19 protein-coding genes are annotated in these 17,712 nt (G+C 60.6%); 9 read left to right on the top strand and 10 right to left on the bottom strand.

Annotation, left to right across the window (positions count from 1 at the left end; all coding sequences use genetic code 11):
- Nucleotides 1-294: 294 nt before the first annotated feature.
- The gene (gene htpX / locus AB7M32_RS13085) at nucleotides 295-1,182 is read left to right on the top strand and encodes a protease HtpX (RefSeq protein WP_003183732.1); all 888 of its coding nucleotides are present in this window, start codon (nucleotides 295-297) and stop codon (nucleotides 1,180-1,182) included.
- A 195-nt stretch (nucleotides 1,183-1,377) separates the two neighbouring features.
- Here htpX and AB7M32_RS13080 read toward each other — a convergent pair whose 3' ends face one another.
- The gene (locus tag AB7M32_RS13080; protein WP_454250134.1) at nucleotides 1,378-2,031 is read right to left on the bottom strand and encodes a thiopurine S-methyltransferase; all 654 of its coding nucleotides are present in this window, start codon (nucleotides 2,029-2,031) and stop codon (nucleotides 1,378-1,380) included.
- A gap of 102 nt (nucleotides 2,032-2,133) precedes the next feature.
- On the opposite strand from AB7M32_RS13080, the gene AB7M32_RS13075 reads away from it, so the two are divergent.
- Nucleotides 2,134-2,901, top strand: a complete 768-nt coding sequence (locus AB7M32_RS13075) for a DODA-type extradiol aromatic ring-opening family dioxygenase (RefSeq protein ID WP_454250133.1) — start codon at nucleotides 2,134-2,136, stop codon at nucleotides 2,899-2,901.
- Nucleotides 2,902-3,092: 191 nt separating this feature from the next.
- Here AB7M32_RS13075 and AB7M32_RS13070 read toward each other — a convergent pair whose 3' ends face one another.
- Nucleotides 3,093-4,766 carry a DEAD/DEAH box helicase gene (locus AB7M32_RS13070; RefSeq protein WP_454250132.1) on the bottom strand — a complete coding sequence of 558 codons (1,674 nt, stop codon included), beginning with the start codon at nucleotides 4,764-4,766 and terminating at the stop codon, nucleotides 3,093-3,095.
- 498 nt (nucleotides 4,767-5,264) lie between these two features.
- Nucleotides 5,265-6,020, bottom strand: coding sequence for a spermidine synthase (locus AB7M32_RS13065; protein WP_454250131.1), 756 nt, complete (start codon nucleotides 6,018-6,020; stop codon nucleotides 5,265-5,267).
- A gap of 142 nt (nucleotides 6,021-6,162) precedes the next feature.
- Here AB7M32_RS13065 and AB7M32_RS13060 point away from each other — a divergent pair, with 142 nt between their 5' ends.
- A complete protein-coding gene (locus AB7M32_RS13060; RefSeq protein ID WP_454250130.1) occupies nucleotides 6,163-7,509 on the top strand; it encodes a class II 3-deoxy-7-phosphoheptulonate synthase in 1,347 nt (448 codons plus the stop codon).
- 127 nt (nucleotides 7,510-7,636) lie between these two features.
- Here the strand turns inward: AB7M32_RS13060 and AB7M32_RS13055 are convergent, their stop codons facing one another.
- The gene (locus tag AB7M32_RS13055; RefSeq protein WP_454250129.1) at nucleotides 7,637-8,866 is read right to left on the bottom strand and encodes a winged helix-turn-helix domain-containing protein; all 1,230 of its coding nucleotides are present in this window, start codon (nucleotides 8,864-8,866) and stop codon (nucleotides 7,637-7,639) included.
- A gap of 64 nt (nucleotides 8,867-8,930) precedes the next feature.
- The gene (locus AB7M32_RS13050; protein ID WP_454250128.1) at nucleotides 8,931-9,149 is read right to left on the bottom strand and encodes a DUF1127 domain-containing protein; all 219 of its coding nucleotides are present in this window, start codon (nucleotides 9,147-9,149) and stop codon (nucleotides 8,931-8,933) included.
- Between the two features lie 97 nt (nucleotides 9,150-9,246).
- On the opposite strand from AB7M32_RS13050, the gene AB7M32_RS13045 reads away from it, so the two are divergent.
- Nucleotides 9,247-10,101 carry a LysR substrate-binding domain-containing protein gene (locus AB7M32_RS13045; RefSeq protein WP_027912697.1) on the top strand — a complete coding sequence of 285 codons (855 nt, stop codon included), beginning with the start codon at nucleotides 9,247-9,249 and terminating at the stop codon, nucleotides 10,099-10,101.
- Here the strand turns inward: AB7M32_RS13045 and AB7M32_RS13040 are convergent.
- Nucleotides 10,091-10,840 (bottom strand): sulfite exporter TauE/SafE family protein, encoded by a 750-nt coding sequence (locus AB7M32_RS13040; protein WP_454250127.1) that lies wholly within the window; start codon nucleotides 10,838-10,840, stop codon nucleotides 10,091-10,093. The two genes, AB7M32_RS13045 and AB7M32_RS13040, sit on opposite strands and share 11 nt — an antisense overlap.
- 146 nt (nucleotides 10,841-10,986) lie before the next feature.
- On the opposite strand from AB7M32_RS13040, the gene AB7M32_RS13035 reads away from it, so the two are divergent.
- From AB7M32_RS13035 to AB7M32_RS13025, 3 genes are all read left to right on the top strand, one after another.
- Nucleotides 10,987-11,448: a MarR family winged helix-turn-helix transcriptional regulator gene (locus tag AB7M32_RS13035; RefSeq protein ID WP_053120491.1), complete on the top strand. Its 462-nt coding sequence runs from the start codon at nucleotides 10,987-10,989 to the stop codon at nucleotides 11,446-11,448.
- Nucleotides 11,449-11,808: 360 nt separating this feature from the next.
- Nucleotides 11,809-12,228 (top strand): organic hydroperoxide resistance protein, encoded by a 420-nt coding sequence (locus AB7M32_RS13030; protein ID WP_454250126.1) that lies wholly within the window; start codon nucleotides 11,809-11,811, stop codon nucleotides 12,226-12,228.
- Nucleotides 12,229-12,263: 35 nt separating this feature from the next.
- Nucleotides 12,264-13,277 carry an alpha/beta hydrolase gene (locus AB7M32_RS13025; protein ID WP_454250125.1) on the top strand — a complete coding sequence of 338 codons (1,014 nt, stop codon included), beginning with the start codon at nucleotides 12,264-12,266 and terminating at the stop codon, nucleotides 13,275-13,277.
- 87 nt (nucleotides 13,278-13,364) lie between these two features.
- Here AB7M32_RS13025 and AB7M32_RS13020 read toward each other — a convergent pair whose 3' ends face one another.
- Both AB7M32_RS13020 and earP read right to left on the bottom strand, forming a co-directional pair.
- Nucleotides 13,365-13,934, bottom strand: a complete 570-nt coding sequence (locus AB7M32_RS13020) for an elongation factor P (protein WP_003199385.1) — start codon at nucleotides 13,932-13,934, stop codon at nucleotides 13,365-13,367.
- Nucleotides 13,935-13,982: 48 nt separating this feature from the next.
- A complete protein-coding gene (earP, locus tag AB7M32_RS13015) occupies nucleotides 13,983-15,116 on the bottom strand; it encodes an elongation factor P maturation arginine rhamnosyltransferase EarP (RefSeq protein ID WP_454250124.1) in 1,134 nt (377 codons plus the stop codon).
- A gap of 121 nt (nucleotides 15,117-15,237) precedes the next feature.
- Between earP and AB7M32_RS13010 the strand changes: the two genes are divergently transcribed.
- Together AB7M32_RS13010 and AB7M32_RS13005 are read left to right on the top strand one after the other, a co-directional pair.
- A complete protein-coding gene (locus AB7M32_RS13010) occupies nucleotides 15,238-15,624 on the top strand; it encodes a hypothetical protein (protein ID WP_454250123.1) in 387 nt (128 codons plus the stop codon).
- 1 nt (nucleotide 15,625) lies between these two features.
- Nucleotides 15,626-16,108 carry a GreA/GreB family elongation factor gene (locus AB7M32_RS13005; RefSeq protein WP_060738546.1) on the top strand — a complete coding sequence of 161 codons (483 nt, stop codon included), beginning with the start codon at nucleotides 15,626-15,628 and terminating at the stop codon, nucleotides 16,106-16,108.
- A gap of 14 nt (nucleotides 16,109-16,122) precedes the next feature.
- On the opposite strand, the gene cysB is transcribed toward AB7M32_RS13005, so the two are convergent.
- Together cysB and AB7M32_RS12995 are read right to left on the bottom strand one after the other, a co-directional pair.
- Nucleotides 16,123-17,097, bottom strand: a complete 975-nt coding sequence (gene cysB, locus AB7M32_RS13000) for an HTH-type transcriptional regulator CysB (protein ID WP_003199376.1) — start codon at nucleotides 17,095-17,097, stop codon at nucleotides 16,123-16,125.
- Between the two features lie 110 nt (nucleotides 17,098-17,207).
- A complete protein-coding gene (locus tag AB7M32_RS12995) occupies nucleotides 17,208-17,708 on the bottom strand; it encodes a universal stress protein (RefSeq protein WP_060738547.1) in 501 nt (166 codons plus the stop codon).
- Between the last annotated feature and the right edge of the window lie 4 nt (nucleotides 17,709-17,712).

The following is a 17,712-nucleotide window of genomic DNA, read 5'->3' as shown; positions in this document are numbered from 1 at the left end:
GCGTGCGAGGCGTCCTCACCTCGCACGCTGTTTGATTCAGCAACATATCCGTTCCGCCGACTCCGTCGGGCCTTCTACACTGGGGATTGGACGGTCAACGTGCATCCAGGCTCAACGTTCACGGGGGGCAAGCAGCGCATTTCTTTTCCCTGGTCACTTTCAGAAAAGTCTTTCAAACATTTAGGACGCCTGTAGGACACAGTTTGAAATAGTCGGCGAGTTGAATAGCCTGCGGCAGCACCTTATATACCCCGCATAACGCTACATCTTTAGCATGAGGAGATTTTCACAACCATGATGCGCATCCTGCTGTTCTTGGCCACTAACCTGGCGGTCGTGCTGATTGCCAGCATCACCCTGAGCCTCTTTGGCTTCAACGGGTTCATGGCGGCCAATGGGGTTGACCTCAACCTCAATCAGCTGCTGATCTTCTGTGCGGTGTTCGGTTTCGCCGGTTCCCTGTTCTCGCTGTTCATCTCCAAGTGGATGGCGAAGATGAGCACCGGCACCCAGATCATCAGCCAGCCGCGCACGCGTCACGAACAATGGCTGCTGCAGACCGTCGAGCAGTTGTCCCGCGAAGCCGGTATCAAGATGCCGGAAGTCGGTATCTTCCCAGCCTACGAGGCCAACGCCTTTGCCACCGGCTGGAACAAGAACGACGCCCTGGTCGCCGTCAGCCAGGGCTTGCTCGAGCGGTTCTCGCCCGATGAAGTCAAGGCCGTGCTGGCCCACGAGATCGGCCACGTTGCCAACGGCGACATGGTGACCCTGGCGTTGATCCAGGGCGTGGTGAACACCTTCGTGATGTTCTTCGCCCGGATCATCGGTAATTTCGTCGACAAGGTGATCTTCAAGAACGAAGAAGGCCAGGGTATCGCCTACTACGTGGCGACGATCTTCGCCGAACTGGTACTGGGCATCCTCGCCAGCGCCATCGTCATGTGGTTCTCGCGCAAACGCGAGTTCCGCGCCGACGACGCCGGTGCACGCCTGGCCGGCACCAGCGCCATGATCGGCGCCCTGCAACGCCTGCGCGCCGAGCAAGGCCTGCCGGTGCACATGCCCGATACCCTGAATGCCTTTGGCATCAACGGCGGCATCAAGCAGGGCCTGGCACGCATGTTCATGAGCCATCCGCCGCTGGAAGAGCGTATCGACGCACTGCGTCGTCGCGGCTGACAGGTTCGAGCGTCAAGAAAAGCCCGCAGAGATGCGGGCTTTTTTTATCTGCAGGTTTATGCGCTGTCAGGTCTGGCGTCATCGCGAGCCAGCTCGCTCCCACAGGAACCTTCGGTGGACGCAAACTCTTTATTCACTGCCGATCAACTGTGGGAGCGAGCTTGCTCGCGATGGCGCCGGCATAGACGCACAGCATCAACGACTGGAAATCCGATACACCCGCTCATCCAACCGCGTCACCCCAGCCTGCAAGAACTTCCAGCTTTCACCCAACACGTCCTGCTCCTGCAAGACCTCCAGCCGCCAGACATCCCCCAGTAGCCGCTGCACCTCATCATTTCCCACGGAGAAAGGCGGACCAGGCATTTCATCCTGGTTGTAATCCAGGGTAATCAACAACCCGACGCCGTTGGGCAAGATCCTCTGCAGATGAGCCGCGTACCGTTCCCGCATCGGCGCCGGCAAAGCGATCAGCGCCGCGCGGTCGTACAACGCCGTGCAATCGGCCACATCCTCCCGATCCAGGGCAAAGAAATCACCGCAGCGAATCTCGATATCAGCCGCACGAAAGACCTTGAATACGCCCTCCTCGCTCACACTCGGCTCAAGCTGATGCTCAAGGAAAAAATCGATTGTGGCTTTTTCCGACAATTCCACGCCCAGCACCGAATACCCCTGATGGGCAAGCCACAGCAGATCCAGGCTTTTTCCGCACAACGGCACCAGTACCCGACTGCCCTGCTCCAACCCCAGTTGCGGCCAGAAATGCTGCAGGTAGGGGTTCACCTCCGGCAAATGAAAACCGATCTGGTTCGATGACCAGCGCTTGTGCCAAAACTCGGGCTCCATGATTCGCTCCAAAAATTCGATCAAAACAGGCTAAAACTTATATTAGATTTAGATCATAGACCTGACGGAAGATGAGCCATCTTAACGCTCAGGAGTCCGTTCATGCTGCCCAGCCTGTTTATCTCCCATGGCTCACCGATGCTCGCCCTGGAACCCGGTGCCAGCGGCCCGGCACTGGCTCGCCTGGCCGGTCAGTTGCCCAAGCCCAAGGCCATCGTCATCGTGTCCGCCCACTGGGAAAGCAACGAACTGCTGGTCAGCGCCAATCCGCAGCCGCGCACGTGGCACGACTTCGGCGGCTTTCCACCGGCGCTGTACGAGGTGCAGTACCCCGCACCTGGCGATCCGCGACTGGCGAAGCAAGTAGCGGACATGCTCAACGCCGCGCACCTGCCGGCCCGCCTCGACCCTCAACGGCCGTTCGACCATGGCGTCTGGGTGCCATTGTCGTTGATGTACCCCGAGGCCGACATTCCGGTGGTGCAGGTTTCCCTGCCCAGCCATCAGGGACCGGTGTTGCAGACACAGGTCGGCCAGGCCCTGGCGAGCCTGCGCCAAGAGGGCATCTTGCTGATCGGCTCCGGCAGCATCACCCATAACCTGCGCGACCTGGACTGGAACGCCGGCCCTGAAAGCATCGAACCCTGGGCCAAGGCCTTTCGCGATTGGATGGTCGAGCATCTGGCGGCCGACGACGAGCCCGCGCTGCACGATTACCGTCGCCAGGCACCCAACGCCGTGCGCAGCCACCCCAGCGATGAGCACCTGTTGCCGCTGTATTTTGCCCGGGGTGCCGGTGGGACATTCAGTGTTGCCCATGCGGGATTCACGATGGGGACGCTGGGGATGGACATTTATCGGTTCGATTGACCGATGGACCGCGTCGCTTCAATCGCGAGCAAGCTCGCTCCCACAGGGTTTTGTGAGCACCGCAAGTCCAGTGTGGGAGCGAACTCGCTCGCGATTGGCCTCCACCCTGAAAGCACACCAAACAACAGGCAAAAAAAATCCCCGAACCAGTCGGGGATTTTTCATGTTAGATCAATCAGCCCAAGCGCCGATCAATCCTCGCGATAGCGACGCAGCTTGAGCTGCTTGCCAGCGACGCGGGTGTCTTTCAGCTTGGTCAGCAACTTCTCCAGACCATCTTCCGGCAGCTCGACCAGGCTGAAGCTGTCACGCACCTGGATGCGGCCGATCGCTTCGCGGGCCAGGCCGCCTTCGTTGAGGATGGCACCCAGCAGGTTCTTGGCGGCGATGCCGTCACGGGCACCCAGCGCAGTACGGCAGCGCGCACGACCTTCGGCCAGCGGGATCGGTGCACGACGCTCGCGATCACCACGGTCTGGACGATCACCGGTACGCTCGGGACGATCGCCACGCGGTGCGCTGTTCGGCACCAGGGGACGTTCCTTCTCGATTGCAGCCAGGGTCAGCGCCTGGCCATTGGTGGCCTTGCGCAGCAGAGCAGCGGCCAGGGCACGCGGGGTGCAACCGATGTCGGCAGTCAGGCGATCGAGCAGATCACCGTGGGTCGATTCGGCGTCAGCCACCAGGGGCGACAGGCTGTTGGTCAGTTTCTTGATGCGGGCATCGAGAACGGCCTGGGCGTCCGGCAGGCGAACTTCAGCCACCTTCTGGCCAGTCACACGCTCGATCACTTGCAGCATGCGGCGCTCACGAGGAGTAACCAGCAGCAGCGCGCGGCCTTCGCGACCGGCACGGCCGGTACGGCCGATACGGTGAACGTAGGATTCCGGATCGTACGGCATGTCCACGTTGAACACGTGGGTGATGCGCGGAACATCCAGGCCACGGGCAGCGACGTCGGTCGCCACAACGATGTCCAGGCGGCCATCCTTGAGGGAGTCGATCACGCGCTCACGCTGGTTCTGGGCAATGTCACCGTTCAGCGCGGCGGCTTTGTAGCCCTTGGCTTCCAGAGCGCTGGCCAGGTCCAGGGTCGCTTGCTTGGTGCGCACGAACATGATCAGGGCATCGAAGTCTTCCACTTCCAGCAAGCTGAGAACGGCGGAAGTCTTCTGGTCGGCGTGAACCAGCAGGTGAGCTTGTTCGATCGCGGTGACGGTCTGAGTCTTGGTCTGGATCTTCACGTGTTGCGGATCGCGCAGGTGGCGCTCGGCAATGGCACGGATCGATTGCGGCAGGGTGGCCGAGAACAATACAGTCTGGCGGGTCTCTGGCAGAGCCTTGAAGATGACTTCCAGGTCATCCATGAAGCCCAGCTTGAGCATCTCGTCGGCTTCGTCGAGAACCAGGTGGTTCACGGTAGCCAGGACTTTTTCGTCACGACGCAGGTGGTCGCACAGACGGCCCGGAGTGGCGACAACGATCTGCGCGCCATTACGGATAGCTTTCAGTTGTGGGCCCATCGGGGCGCCGCCGTAAACGGCCACAACGGTAACGCCAGGCATTTGCTTGGAGTAGGTTTCGAAAGCGGTGGCTACTTGCAGCGCCAACTCACGGGTTGGCGCCAGGATCAGGGCTTGCGGTTCGCGCTTGGCAGGATCGATGCGATGCAGGATCGGCAGGGCGAACGCAGCGGTCTTACCCGTACCGGTTTGCGCCTGGCCGATCATGTCGTGGCCGGCCATGATGATCGGGATCGATTGCTGCTGAATCGCCGAAGGTTCTTCGTAGCCGGTCGCGGTGACGGCAGCAAGAATGTTCGGGTTGAGATTAAAAGCGGCGAAGCCGCCGGTTTCCTGGGTCATGGGTCTGCCTCTAAGTGCATCCGCAAAGACCCATGCTCCAAAGCTGCGCATGCCGTGTTGAGACTCAAGAGTCGCCCTGGCTGCTTTGTCGGCGGGGATTTGCGAAAACGAATGAATGGAAAAAGAACGTCGTGGAAGCATCCGTTGTGCGGACATGCAACCGAAGCTGACTTCGGAGAATTGCGCTACCTTGACGCGGCCCGGCTAAAGGCCGGCGCGCACTATACCGGAATTCGCCCGAAAAGGGAGCTTTTTTTATTGCCAAACCCCGTTATGGGGCTCGCTGTCACAAGGCCTTGGGGCAGCCAGCTAAAACGGTTCACCTCCCGACGACACAAACTTCATTGTGGCGAGGGGATTTATCCCCGCTGGGCTGCGAAGCGGCCCCCCGACTTATCTGAGACATTTGCGAATGACTCAACCTCGATAGGGCCGCTGCGCGCCCCAGCGGGGATAAATCCCCTCGCCACAGGATCTTCGTCGTGCTCTGGGTTTGTGTCATGTCGCCGGGCGAATGGCCTTGATCAACGACTGCAACGAATAGCCCAGCCGCGGCGCCAGCCCTTCGGCCCGGGCGACCAGACCTTGCATGTCCAGGTCCTGATCGAGGTCCGCCGGCACAATCAGGATCACATTGCCCTCCTTCACCGGCAGCTCCCAATAATGCCGGTGGTACAAACCGCGCAAGAGCGCCGCGCCCAATGGCTTGCCGTCGTCGGTGGCCCATTGGTTGATCACCAGCCAGCCGCCCGGGTTGAGGCGCTTCTGGCAGTTTTCCAGGAACCCCCAGGCCAGGTGCCCGACGCCTGGGCCGACATCGGTATAGAGGTCGACGAAAATCAGGTCCGCCGGCTCCGCCGTTTCAAGCAATTGCAAGGCATCGCCAACGCGGATGTACAGTCGCGGATCGTCGTCCAGCCCCAGGTATTCGATGGCCAGGCGCGGCACGTCGGGACGCAGTTCGATGGCCTCGACGTCTTCCAGCGGCAGGAACTTGAGGCAGGCCTGGGTCAGCGTACCGGCACCCAGCCCCAGGAACAGCGCGCTTTCCGGCTGCTCGTGACACAGCGCACCGATGAGCATGGCGCGGGTGTAGTCATATTCGAGCCAGCTCGGATCGGCTGTGAACACGCAGCTTTGCTCGATGGCATCGCCAAACTCCAGAAACCGGTAATCGGCCACTTCGAATACGCGAATCATGCCGAACTCGTCGTGCACCTCGGCGAGCAAATGCTCGACGCGCTCCTCTGTCATTTCATCTCCTGATGGTTGCCGTGCCGGCATGAGCCTGCGGATACGGGACAAGGGCGCGATTGTCCGCGAAGCAACCGGAACAGGTCACGTACTAATTTGCTGATAACATGGCCGTCCGAGCGTAAATCACCTAGAGATCATGATGAGCCAACCCTGGAGCCCTGACAGCTGGCGCGCCCTGCCGATCCAGCAGCAACCCCGTTACCCCGACGCCGCGCACCTGTTGCAGGTGGAGCAGACCCTGGCCAGTTATCCGCCCTTGGTGTTTGCCGGTGAAGCCCGGGAGTTGCGCCGTCAGTTCGCCGAAGTCACCCAGGGCCGGGCGTTCCTGCTGCAAGGCGGCGACTGCGCCGAAAGCTTTGCCGAGTTCTCGGCGGCCAAGATCCGCGACACCTTCAAGGTGCTCTTGCAGATGGCGATCGTCATGACCTTTGCCGCCGGCTGCCCGGTGGTCAAGGTCGGGCGCATGGCCGGACAGTTCGCCAAGCCACGCTCGGCCAACGACGAAACCATCGACGGCGTGACCCTGCCGGCGTACCGGGGCGACATCGTCAACGGTATCGGTTTCGACGAAAAAAGCCGCGTACCGGATCCGGAGCGGCTGTTGCAGTCCTACCACCAGTCCACCGCCACCTTGAACCTGCTGCGCGCCTTCGCCCAAGGCGGGTTCGCCGATCTGCACCAGGTGCACAAGTGGAACCTGGACTTCATCGCCAACTCGGCCCTGGCGGAAAAATACAGCCACCTGGCCGACCGCATCGACGAAACCCTGGCATTCATGCGCGCCTGCGGCATGGACAGCTCGCCGCAACTGCGCGAAACCAGTTTTTTCACCGCCCACGAAGCGCTGCTGCTCAATTACGAAGAAGCCTTCGTGCGCCGTGACAGCCTGACCAACGACTATTACGACTGCTCGGCCCACATGCTCTGGATCGGCGACCGCACCCGTCAGTTGGACGGTGCCCATGTCGAGTTCCTGCGTGGGGTGAACAACCCGATCGGAGTCAAGGTCGGCCCGAGCATAGACCCGGACGACCTGATCCGCCTGATCGACGTGCTCAACCCGGACAACGACCCCGGCCGGCTGAACCTGATCGCCCGGATGGGCGCCAACAAGGTCGGCGAACACTTGCCGCCGCTGTTGCGCGCCGTACAACGTGAAGGCAAGCAGGTGCTGTGGAGCTCCGACCCGATGCACGGCAACACCATCAAGGCCAGCAGCGGCTACAAGACCCGGGACTTCGCGCAGATCCTCGGCGAAGTGAAGCAGTTCTTCCAGGTCCACGAAGCCGAAGGCACCTATGCCGGCGGGATTCACATCGAAATGACCGGGCAAAACGTCACCGAATGTATTGGCGGTGCACGACCGATTACCGAGGACGGGCTCTCGGACCGCTACCACACCCATTGCGATCCGCGGATGAATGCCGATCAATCGCTGGAGCTGGCGTTTTTGATTGCCGAGACATTGAAGCAGGTTCGGCGGTAGGTTCTTCTTCGCCGGTTAGACTGCTATCGCGAGCAAGCTCGCTCCCACAAGAGGTCCCGGGTGACCACAGGTTTTGTGTTCACAGCGGACCCAATGTGGGAGCGAGCTTGCTCGCGATAGGGCCCGCTCAGTCACCACCGGGCTGAGCCAATGCCACCGCCAACCGAACCCCACCCACCCGCTGACAGTTAAGCTGGACCCGCTCCAACCCCAACCACTGGGCCATGCGCCGCAGGTTCACCGCCAAGGCCTGCAGCCCCTCCTCGTCCAGCCCCGGCTCTTCCTCGTGCACCGCATGCACCGCCAACCGCCCCAGGGCCCGCTCCGCCCGCAGGTCCACTCGAGCTGCGATGCGTTCATTGTGCAAGAAAGGCAATACGTAATAGCCGTACATCCGCTTGTGGACAGGGGTGTAGATCTCCAACCGATAGCGGAAATCGAACAGTCGCTCGGTACGACCACGCTCCCAGACCAGCGAATCGAACGGCGACAACAAGGCACTGGCGGCGACCTTGCGAGGGATTTTCGCCGTGGGTCGGCACCACGCCGGTTGCTTCCAGCCCTGCACCTGGCAACGCAGCAGCTCCCCGGCCTCCTCCAGCTCGGCCAGCCGTTCGCGGCTGTCGGTCGGATCGAGGCGAAAGTAGTCGCGCAGGTCTTTCTCGTTCGCGACACCCAGGGCGTTGGCGGCATGTACCAGCAAGGCGCGTTGGGCCTGGGCTTCGTCCGGCAACGGTTGCTGCAGGATCGAAGCCGGCAGTACCCGCTCCGGCAAGTCGTAGAGCCGCTCGAACCCTCGCCGCCCCGCCACCGTGACTTCGCCCGCCGCGAATAGCCATTCCAGCGCATGTTTCTCTGCACTCCAGTCCCACCAGGGGCCGGCCTTCTCCTGGCGCGTGGACAAGCTGCCGGCGCCCAGGGCGCCCTGCTCCTGGACCGACGTCAGGACTCGACGGATGACATCCTGGCGTTCATGACCGAAACGCGCCAATTGCTGGTAGATGCCCTCGCCACGCGCCGCCCGATCCATGCGCCAGCGCAACAATGGATACATGGACATCGGCAGCAGCGATGCTTCATGGCCCCAATATTCGAACAACGTGCGGCGTCGGCCCAGGCTCCAGGCAGCTTGATCGAGCAAATCGCGTGGGTAGTGACCGAGGCGGGAGAACAACGGGAGGTAATGCGAGCGCACCAGCGCATTGACGGAGTCGATCTGCAAGACGCCGAGGCGTTCGATCAGACGGTTGAGGCGCGCGGGTTGCACCGAAGCTGGCGATGAACGCCCATCGAATCCTTGGGCGGCCAACGCCAGACGCCGGGCCTGTTTGAGGGTAAAGGACACAGTCGCGGGCATGGAGATCTCCTTGTCTGCTCGCAACCTACCTCACCAATAAGGGGTTTGTGTAGGGAAGGATGGCTCATTTGTGCATGGGGTCATCCCAGAATGGCCGAACCACTTCCTTCTCCACGTCGGCACGACTCACGCCGATGTCCTTGAGCGCCTCGTCGCTCATCCCGGCCAGCAGTTCGCGCTCGTGGTGCAATTCGTACCAGCGGCTAAACTTGTGCAGCAAGGCGCTGACCGAAAAGCCGTGGGAGAGTTTGTCTATCAGCAGATAACCTTTTTGACCTTTCATCGTGATGTCCTCCGTTGGGGATGGCTCAAGTCTCGCGCTAACGCTAAGATCAATCCAACGAATGTTTCTTATGCAATACATCTCGGAGATTGATCAATTGTCGAGTTACCCGAGCATCGATACGGAAGTGCTGCGTACCTTTGTCGCCATCGCCGACCAGGGCGGTTTCACTCGGGCCGGGGAATTGGTCAATCGCACTCAGTCTGCCGTCAGCATGCAAATGAAGCGGCTGGAGGAAGACGTCTTGCAGCGACGGTTGTTCGAGCGTGACGGGCGCCAGGTCAAGCTCACCGCCGAAGGCCAGGTGCTGCTGGGTTACGCCCGGCGGATCCTCAAGCTGCACAGTGAGGTGTTCAATACCCTGCGCGAACCGCACATGGTCGGCACGGTGCGCATCGGCACGCCGGACGATTACGTGATGCGTTTCCTGCCGGGCATCCTGCAACGCTTCGCCCAGTTCTATCCGCTGATCGAAATCGAAGTGCATTGCGAGTCGTCAAAGCAGTTGCTACTGCGCCAGGACCTGGACCTGTCCATCGTCACCCGTAAACCGGGGGACGAAATCGGCCAATTGCTGCGCAAGGAGCGTTTTGTCTGGGCCGAAGCCGCCTGCTTCAACGTCCATGAACAAACGCCGCTGCCGCTGGCAATGTTCAACAGCGATTGTTTCTGCCGGCAATGGGCCTGCAATGCGCTGGATGCCATGGGCCGCGATTATCGCGTGGCGTACAACAGCTCGAGCCTGTCGGCGCTCATGGCGGTGGTGGGCGCCGGCCTGGCAATCACGGCGCAACTGGAAAGCCTGCTGACCCCGGACATGCGCGTACTGGGCGAGGCCGAAGACCTGCCGGAACTGCCCGAGGCCAGCATCATGCTGATCCGCAACCTGCATAACCCGTCGCCGATCACCGAGTGCCTGGCCGAACACATCGTCGAAGGTTTCAAACTTTAAAGGCGAGCAACACCGCGCACAGCACCAGGAAACCGCAGAACAGCCCGCGCAGCAGCCGCTCCGGCAAGGCGTGGGCGACTTTCACCCCCCAACTGATGCTCAGCAGGCCACCGACGGCCAGCGGCAGGCCGATGCTCCAGTTCACTTCGTGGTGAAACGCGTACGTGGCGAGGGTCACGCCGGTACTGGGCAAGGCCAGCGCCAGGGACAAGCCTTGGGCAACCACCTGGCTGGTGCCAAAAATGCTGGTCAGGATCGGGGTGGCGACAACGGCCCCACCGACACCGAACAGACCGCCCATGGTACCGGATGCGGCCCCAAGCACGCCGAGCCACGGCCAGCCATACCGCATTTGCGCCGAAGCAGGAGCGGTGGCGGCGAACATGCGGACCAGGTTGTAGAGCGTCAGCGCGATCAGGAACGCCACGAAGCCGATCCGCATGCTATCGGCATCGATTCCCACGGCCCAGATCGAGCCAAGCCAGGCAAAGCAGAACCCCATGGAAGCCAACGGCAGGACATGGCGCAATTCGATGCGATTGCGCTGGTGGTAGCGCCACAACGCCAGCATTACATTGGGCACCACCATGACCAGCGCCGTCCCTTGGGCCATTTGCTGGTCGAGGCCGAACCAGACACCCAGCACCGGAATGGCAATCAGGCCGCCACCGATCCCGAACAATCCCCCCAAGGTGCCCAACACGGCACCAAACACCAAGAACAGTGCAAATTCGAACACAGAAGACTCCCCTTTTCCTCAGGCGCCTATCCTACGCAGTCGGCGCCAGCGGGGAAACGTAACATCTATCCGAAATGTCAGAATTATCTGGCGCATTAAAGATTCGCCCGCTAGATTCGTAACGATCATTGATTGAAGGTTTTGCCATGAACACCCTGCGCGACACCCCCGAAGCCTGCGAAGCCCTGTTGCTCGACAACCAGGTCTGTTTCGCCCTGCACTCCACGTCGCTGTTGATGACCAAGGTCTACAAGCCGCTGCTACAGGCCCTGGGCCTGACCTATCCGCAATACTTGGCGATGATGGTGCTGTGGGAAAAGGATGGATTGACCGTCGGTGAAATCAGCACACGCCTGCTTACCGACCCCGGCTCGCTGACCCCATTGCTCAAGCGCCTGGAGGCCGAAGGCCTGTTGAGCCGGACCCGCAGCCGTGAGGACGAACGTGTGGTCATTGTCGAACTCACCGAACAAGGCCGTGCCCTGCGGGAAAAAGCCCTCGACATCCCCCAATGCATCCTCGCCGCCAGCGGCCAGACCCTGGAACAGTTGAAGAAGCTGCAGCTTGACCTGCAAGCGCTACGCGGGCATTTGCAAGACAGCCTCTGACTCCCCCTGCGAAAACGGGCTTGCTCGCGAAGGCGCCGGTACATCCGGCATCTCTGCCAACTGACCCACCGCTATCGCGAGCAAGCTCGCTCCCACATTGGATTTGCGACGCTCACAACTTCCCTGTGGGAGCGAGCTTGCTCGCGATAGCGGCCTCCCTACCAGCCCACAGCTGAAAAATTTTAAACATCAAGAAACCGCTCTATATCAGGGGTTACAAGCCTTTTCAGCTTGCTTTTTCTTACTCACCTCGAAAATTTATCTTGCGCACAAAATATTAGCGCTATACATTCGCTTCACACCTACTTGGCGCGCAAACATTTAGCGCAACAAAATCAACCCAGAAGCGAGGCTCCCATCATGCAAACGCTCTACACCGCAATCGCAACTTCCACTGGCGGCCGTGACGGTCGTGCGATTTCCAGTGACAACATCCTCGACGTCAAACTCGCTACGCCCAAGGAACTCGGCGGTGCGGGCGGTGCGGCGACCAACCCTGAGCAATTGTTCGCCGCTGGCTATTCGGCCTGCTTCATCGGCGCCCTGAAATTCGTGGCCAGCCAAAGCAAACGCAAGATCCCGGACGACGCCTCGATTACCGCCCACGTCGGCATCGGCCAGATCCCCGGTGGTTTCGGCCTCGACATCGACCTGCACATCAGCCTGCCAGGCCTGGACCAGGCCGACGCCCAAAGCCTGGTGGAAGCGGCTCACCACGTCTGCCCGTACTCCAACGCCACCCGCGGCAACGTGGATGTGCGTCTGCACGTGACCGTCTGACCACCAACCCTGGCCCCGAACTTAAGGAGATGCACATGAACACATTCAGCAAAGCCCTGACCGGCACCCTTCTCGCCCTCAGCGTCAGCAGCGCCTTCGCCGACGGCATCGTCGAACACAACACCCAGGCGTTTCTCGACGCGCTCAATGCCGGCACCGGCAAGCCACTGGAGCAGCTGTCGCCCAAGGACGCCCGCGCCGTCCTGGTAGGCGCCCAAGCGGGAGTAAAGTTGACCTTGCCCAAGGCCGACGTCAGCGAGAAAACCATCCAGGTCGATGGCCAGCCGATCAGCCTGACCATCGTTCGCCCCGCCGGGGTCAAGGGTGAGTTGCCGGTGTTCATGTTCTTCCACGGCGGTGGCTGGGTACTGGGCGACTTCCCGACCCACGAACGACTGGTCCGGGATCTGGTGGCGGGGTCCGGTGCCGTCGCGGTGTTCGTCAACTACACGCCCTCACCCGAGGCACATTACCCGGTGGCGATCAACCAGGCTTACGCCGCGACGAAGTGGGTGGCCGAACACGGCAAGCAAATCAACGTCGACGGCAAGCGCCTGGCCGTGGTGGGCAACAGCGTCGGCGGCAACATGGCGGCGGTCGTGGCCTTGATGGCGAAGGACAAAGGTACGCCGGCGATCCGTTTCCAGGCATTGCTGTGGCCGGTGACCGATGCCAGCTTCGAGACGGCGTCCTACAACCAGTTCGCCGAAGGGCACTTCCTCAGTAAAAACATGATGAAGTGGTTCTGGGACAACTACACCACCGATGCCGGGCAACGCGGCGAGATCTATGCCTCGCCGCTGCGGGCCAGCACCGCACAACTCAAGGGCCTGCCGCCAGCGCTGGTGCAGACCGCCGAGGCCGATGTCTTGCGCGATGAAGGCGAAGCCTATGCCCGCAAATTGGACGCGGCCGGTGTGCCTGTCACGGCCGTGCGCTACAACGGCATGATCCACGACTATGGCTTGCTCAACGTGGTCAGCCAGGTGCCAGCGGTGCGTTCGGCGATGTTGCAGGTGTCCGAAGAGCTCAAGCAGCACCTCAAGTGATGATGGAACCACAAGGGATCTGGTATTCAGTCCTGAAATAAAAAAGCCCGACTCAATGGTCGGGCTTTTTCATACAAAAGGCTTCGCTTACTTGGCGCGACCTTTGTAGGAACCGCCTTCGCGGGTATCGATCTCGATCATGTCGCCGATTTCGATGAAGTCAGCGACCGACAGTTCGGTACCGTTCTTCAGTTTGGCAGGCTTCATGACCTTGCCGGAAGTGTCACCGCGAGCGGAACCTTCGGTGTAGTCAACCTGACGCACGATGGTGGTCGGCAGTTCTACGGAAACCAGGCGCTCTTCGAAGAACACGGCTTCGCAGACGTCGGTCATGCCTTCTTCGATGAATGGCAGAACGCTTTCGATGTCTTCGGCGTTCAGCTCGTACATGGTGTAGTCAGTGGTGTCCATGAACGTGTAGGTGTCACCGCTGATGAAGGACAGGGTCGCTTCTTTGCGGTCGAGGATCACGTCGTCCAGTTTGTCGTCGGCGCTGTAGACGATCTCGGTCTTGTAACCGGTCAGCAGGTTCTTCAGCTTGGTCTTCATGATCGCGCTGTTACGACCCGACTTGGTGAACTCAGCTTTCTGAACCAGCCAAGGATCGTTTTCGAGACGGATCACGGTCCCGGGTTTCAGTTCTTTACCAGTTTTCATTGCGAATATCCGAATTTGGATGGGATTTACAAAAATCTAGGCCGCGTATCATATCCAATTTACATAAAACTTCACCAGCGCTGCGGCAAGATCGGGTCGCGAGGCCTGTTCCAGACACCACGCCTGGGCATGTTCGGCCAGTTCCCGGTGCTGTTCGCGGCTGGTTTTCCAATGCTCGGCCATGTCCTGGCCGGCATTCCAGGCCCGCCAGAGACCACTGGTCGCTTTTTGCGCGGCCGGTGAAAGCCCCTGATTGTAGAGCCTGAGAAACGCCTCGAGTTTTTCCAGGTGGACGTCTTCTTCCTGCTGGTAGATATGCCAGAGCAGCGGCCGACCGGCCCATTGCGCGCGCACGAAGGAGTCTTCGCCACGCACGGCGTTGAAATCACAGCACCACAGCAACTGGTCGTACTGATCCTGGCGAACGAATGGCAGCACCTGCACCGTCAGTGCGCCGCGGCGATGCAGCGCACCGACCTTCAGGCCTTCGACACCGAGCCAACGCTCGACGTCGCCCAGCACTCGCCCTTCGGGAACCAGCACATGAAATGCCTGGGTATCGGCTGCCATAGCGTCAAACCAGCTCGCCAGCCCGGCGTTCTCGTAGGCAAACAGCGAGATCAGACAGGCTTGCGGCGCCCGCTCGACGCCCAATCCCTGCAGGAAACTGCGTTGCGCTTCGGCATCCAGCTGGAATTGCCGACGGCGCTCCAGCAGACCGGCCTCACGCAGCAAGCCACCCGTTCCTTCCCGAAAGCCTGGGAAAAAGAAATATTTCTGCACGTGTTTGTATTTGACTGACGGTAAGCCATGGCAACCGATCACCCAGTCCTCGGCGCTCAAGTAATCGAGGTTCATCCACAAGGGCGTCGCCTGGCGCTCGGCCATCGCCTCCATGTAGGCACTCGGCAACTGGCAGGCAAACGCGGCGATCACCACCTCGGCGGCCTCGGTGGGCTGCCAGTGCGCAGGCCAGTGGCACACTTGCACGCCTTGCTGCCATTGCTCGGACAGGGTGATATCGATTTGCGGACACAGCCGTTCGAAGGCTCGCAGGTCGTCGACCCACAGGCGCACCGCGCATTGGCGCTCGGCCACCAATTGCCGAGCCAGGCGCCAAGTGACACCAATGTCGCCATAGTTATCGACGACGGTGCAAAAAATATCCCAGCGCACAGCCATTCCCGACTCCCTGTGACAAAGGCCTGATTGTCCCGAATAAACCGATCGCGCAGAAGAGCCGACGGCGATTAATCTTCATGCGACAATCAGCGCCTGCCCATGACCCTGCCAGGAAGCAGCCATGCCCGATCACTCGATACCCTCGCGCCTTACGGCTTTGCAATTGACCCTCAGCATTGCCCTGGGCTTGTGGCTGGGGTTCCTGGCCATCGTGTTGACGGGCTGGCTACTGTCCAGATTCCTGTTCAACGAACAGCTGGCACCGGTGGCCGCCGCCGTCCATCAACTGGCGCAACCACCGGTGGTACAACCGCCCCCCGAGCCGCCCACGCCGATGTTCGAGCAATACCAGCAGAACCTGCAAAGGAACGAGCAGCGTCAGGCGCTTGATCAGGCCCGCAGCAATCCTCGCAACCTGTCCAACCCCAAGTGCCAGTTCTGGCTGCAACAGGACCAGACTGCGCCCAGTGAAAAAAGTCGCGCCAACGTGCTGCAATTCTGCGAATGACATGAACAAACAGACCGTCCACCAGTTGATTCTCGACAAGCTCGAGATTGATCTCGATATCGCCGAACGCGCCGCGCAAACCGCCTACGAAACCGCGACCCACGAAGAAAACATCGCCGAGAACAAATACGACACCCTGGGCCTCGAGGCGTCCTATCTCGCCGCCGGACAAGCCCGGCGCGTGGAAGAAATCCGCCAGGCGCTCACCCTTTGTCAAAACCTGACATTGAGGCCTTACGACGAGCAGCGCGGCGTTCAGGTCGGCACATTGATCGGACTGGAAGATGAGCATGGCCGCCAGCAATGGCTCTTCCTCGGGCCGGATGCGGCAGGCTTGAAGGTCTCGCTGGTAGGTCAGCCGATCACCGTCATCACCCCTCGCTCACCGTTGGGCCGAGGCCTGCTGGGCAAGTTCGAAGGGGATGAGGTGGAGATCGTGGTCGCAGGCGCCCGGCAACAGTTCACTGTCACCGAGGCGATCTAGGCAGGTCACGTTTTTTAGTGCACCGGCAGTTCGACGCCGTCGAACAACTCTTCGAGTTCCTGCTTGTTGTGGCACTGGATGGCCTTGGCCATCACTTCCCGGGTCAGGTGCGGCGCGAATTTCTCGATGAAATCGCACATGAAACCGCGCAGGAAAGTGCCACGACGGAAACCGATCTTGGTCACGCTGGATTCGAACAGTTCGCTGGCATCCAGCACCACCAGGTCACTGTCGAGCTTGGTATCGACGGCCATCTTCGCGACGATGCCCACGCCCAGGCCCAGGCGGACGTAAGTCTTGATCACGTCGGCGTCGGCGGCGGTGAACACCACTTTCGGCGTCAGGCCACGATGGCTGAAGGCTTCGTCGAGCTTGGAACGACCGGTGAAACCGAATACGTAGGTGACGATCGGGTATTCGGCCAGGGCTTCGAGGGTCAGCTTCGGCAGCTTGGTCAACGGATGCCCCTGGGGCACGACCACGCAGCGATTCCAGCGGTAGCACGGCATCATCACCAGGTCCCCGAACAGCTCCAGGGCCTCGGTGGCAATGGCGAAATCCACCGTGCCGTCGGCAGCCATCTCGGCGATCTGCATCGGCGACCCCTGGTGCATGTGCAGCGCCACATCGGGGTATTGCTTGATGAAGTTGCTGATCACCGGCGGCAGCGCATAGCGGGCCTGGGTGTGGGTGGTGGCGATCGACAAGGTGCCTTTTTTCTCGTTGGAGAATTCCTGGGCGATCTGCTTGATGCTTTCGACCTTGCGCAGGATCTCGCCAGCCGTGGTGATGATTCGCTCACCGGCCGGTGTCACGCGGGTCAGGTGCTTGCCGCTGCGGGCGAAGACTTCGACGCCCAGTTCGTCTTCCAACAGGCGGATCTGCTTGCTGATGCCGGGTTGCGACGTGTAGAGGCTTTGGGCAGTAGCGGAAACGTTGAGGTCGTGGTGCGCCACTTCCCAGATGTAGCGCAGTTGTTGAAGCTTCATATGTATCCCTCAAAGCAGTTGGACGCCACGGGCATCAGCGACGGTATATAACTATATGGAAGGTTTCGACAATAAATCTAGAACTTTTTATAGAACGCCATCATTTAGCCTCAAGCCTCGCCCTGACGTCGACGCTGGACCAGCGGTACCAGGTAGACCGGTACCCGGGATAACTGCAATACCCGGGCAGCGGTCCTGCCCAAAGGGGTTTCACCGTTCGCCCCTTGGCAATGACTGCCTACGATCAGCAAATCCACGGAGAGTTTCGCAGCCTGCTCCAGGATGACCTGGGAAGGATCGCCCTGGTACACCCTGACCGACCTGATCAGTTTCAAGTCCTGTTGCCCTTCCCCCAATTCCTCACGGAAACTGTCGAGCACCCGCTGTTCGATATTGGCCATCACCGTATTCAGACCTTGGCGATGAAATTCGTTCAGCGCCTGCTCATCGAGATAGCTTTGCAACACCGATTCGGCGAACAGCCCCATCGGTTCTACCGCATGCACCACATACAACTCGGCTTCAAACGTCCGTGCCAGCGCCAAGGCATGCTGCATCACATAAGGGGCATAAAGGCCCAGGTCTGTGGCGTACAGCATCGAACGAATCATGTGA

This window comes from Pseudomonas sp. R151218B TE3479, assembly GCF_053629195.1.
The sequence above is the reverse complement of the archived record's forward strand: the minus strand, read 5'-3'. Positions and strand labels throughout refer to the sequence as shown.

What these genes read in the sequence shown, in the direction of transcription:
- htpX (WP_003183732.1), top strand. Translation starts at nt 295, where the DNA reads ATGATGCGCATCCTGCTGTTCTTGGCCACTAACCTGGCGGTCGTGCTG.
- AB7M32_RS13080 (WP_454250134.1), bottom strand. Translation starts at nt 2,031, where the DNA reads ATGGAGCCCGAGTTTTGGCACAAGCGCTGGTCATCGAACCAGATCGGT.
- AB7M32_RS13075 (WP_454250133.1), top strand. Translation starts at nt 2,134, where the DNA reads ATGCTGCCCAGCCTGTTTATCTCCCATGGCTCACCGATGCTCGCCCTG.
- AB7M32_RS13070 (WP_454250132.1), bottom strand. Translation starts at nt 4,766, where the DNA reads ATGACCCAGGAAACCGGCGGCTTCGCCGCTTTTAATCTCAACCCGAAC.
- AB7M32_RS13065 (WP_454250131.1), bottom strand. Translation starts at nt 6,020, where the DNA reads ATGACAGAGGAGCGCGTCGAGCATTTGCTCGCCGAGGTGCACGACGAG.
- AB7M32_RS13060 (WP_454250130.1), top strand. Translation starts at nt 6,163, where the DNA reads ATGAGCCAACCCTGGAGCCCTGACAGCTGGCGCGCCCTGCCGATCCAG.
- AB7M32_RS13055 (WP_454250129.1), bottom strand. Translation starts at nt 8,866, where the DNA reads ATGCCCGCGACTGTGTCCTTTACCCTCAAACAGGCCCGGCGTCTGGCG.
- AB7M32_RS13050 (WP_454250128.1), bottom strand. Translation starts at nt 9,149, where the DNA reads ATGAAAGGTCAAAAAGGTTATCTGCTGATAGACAAACTCTCCCACGGC.
- AB7M32_RS13035 (WP_053120491.1), top strand. Translation starts at nt 10,987, where the DNA reads ATGAACACCCTGCGCGACACCCCCGAAGCCTGCGAAGCCCTGTTGCTC.
- AB7M32_RS13030 (WP_454250126.1), top strand. Translation starts at nt 11,809, where the DNA reads ATGCAAACGCTCTACACCGCAATCGCAACTTCCACTGGCGGCCGTGAC.
- AB7M32_RS13025 (WP_454250125.1), top strand. Translation starts at nt 12,264, where the DNA reads ATGAACACATTCAGCAAAGCCCTGACCGGCACCCTTCTCGCCCTCAGC.
- AB7M32_RS13020 (WP_003199385.1), bottom strand. Translation starts at nt 13,934, where the DNA reads ATGAAAACTGGTAAAGAACTGAAACCCGGGACCGTGATCCGTCTCGAA.
- earP (WP_454250124.1), bottom strand. Translation starts at nt 15,116, where the DNA reads ATGGCTGTGCGCTGGGATATTTTTTGCACCGTCGTCGATAACTATGGC.
- AB7M32_RS13010 (WP_454250123.1), top strand. Translation starts at nt 15,238, where the DNA reads ATGCCCGATCACTCGATACCCTCGCGCCTTACGGCTTTGCAATTGACC.
- AB7M32_RS13005 (WP_060738546.1), top strand. Translation starts at nt 15,626, where the DNA reads ATGAACAAACAGACCGTCCACCAGTTGATTCTCGACAAGCTCGAGATT.
- cysB (WP_003199376.1), bottom strand. Translation starts at nt 17,097, where the DNA reads ATGAAGCTTCAACAACTGCGCTACATCTGGGAAGTGGCGCACCACGAC.
- AB7M32_RS12995 (WP_060738547.1), bottom strand. Translation starts at nt 17,708, where the DNA reads ATGATTCGTTCGATGCTGTACGCCACAGACCTGGGCCTTTATGCCCCT.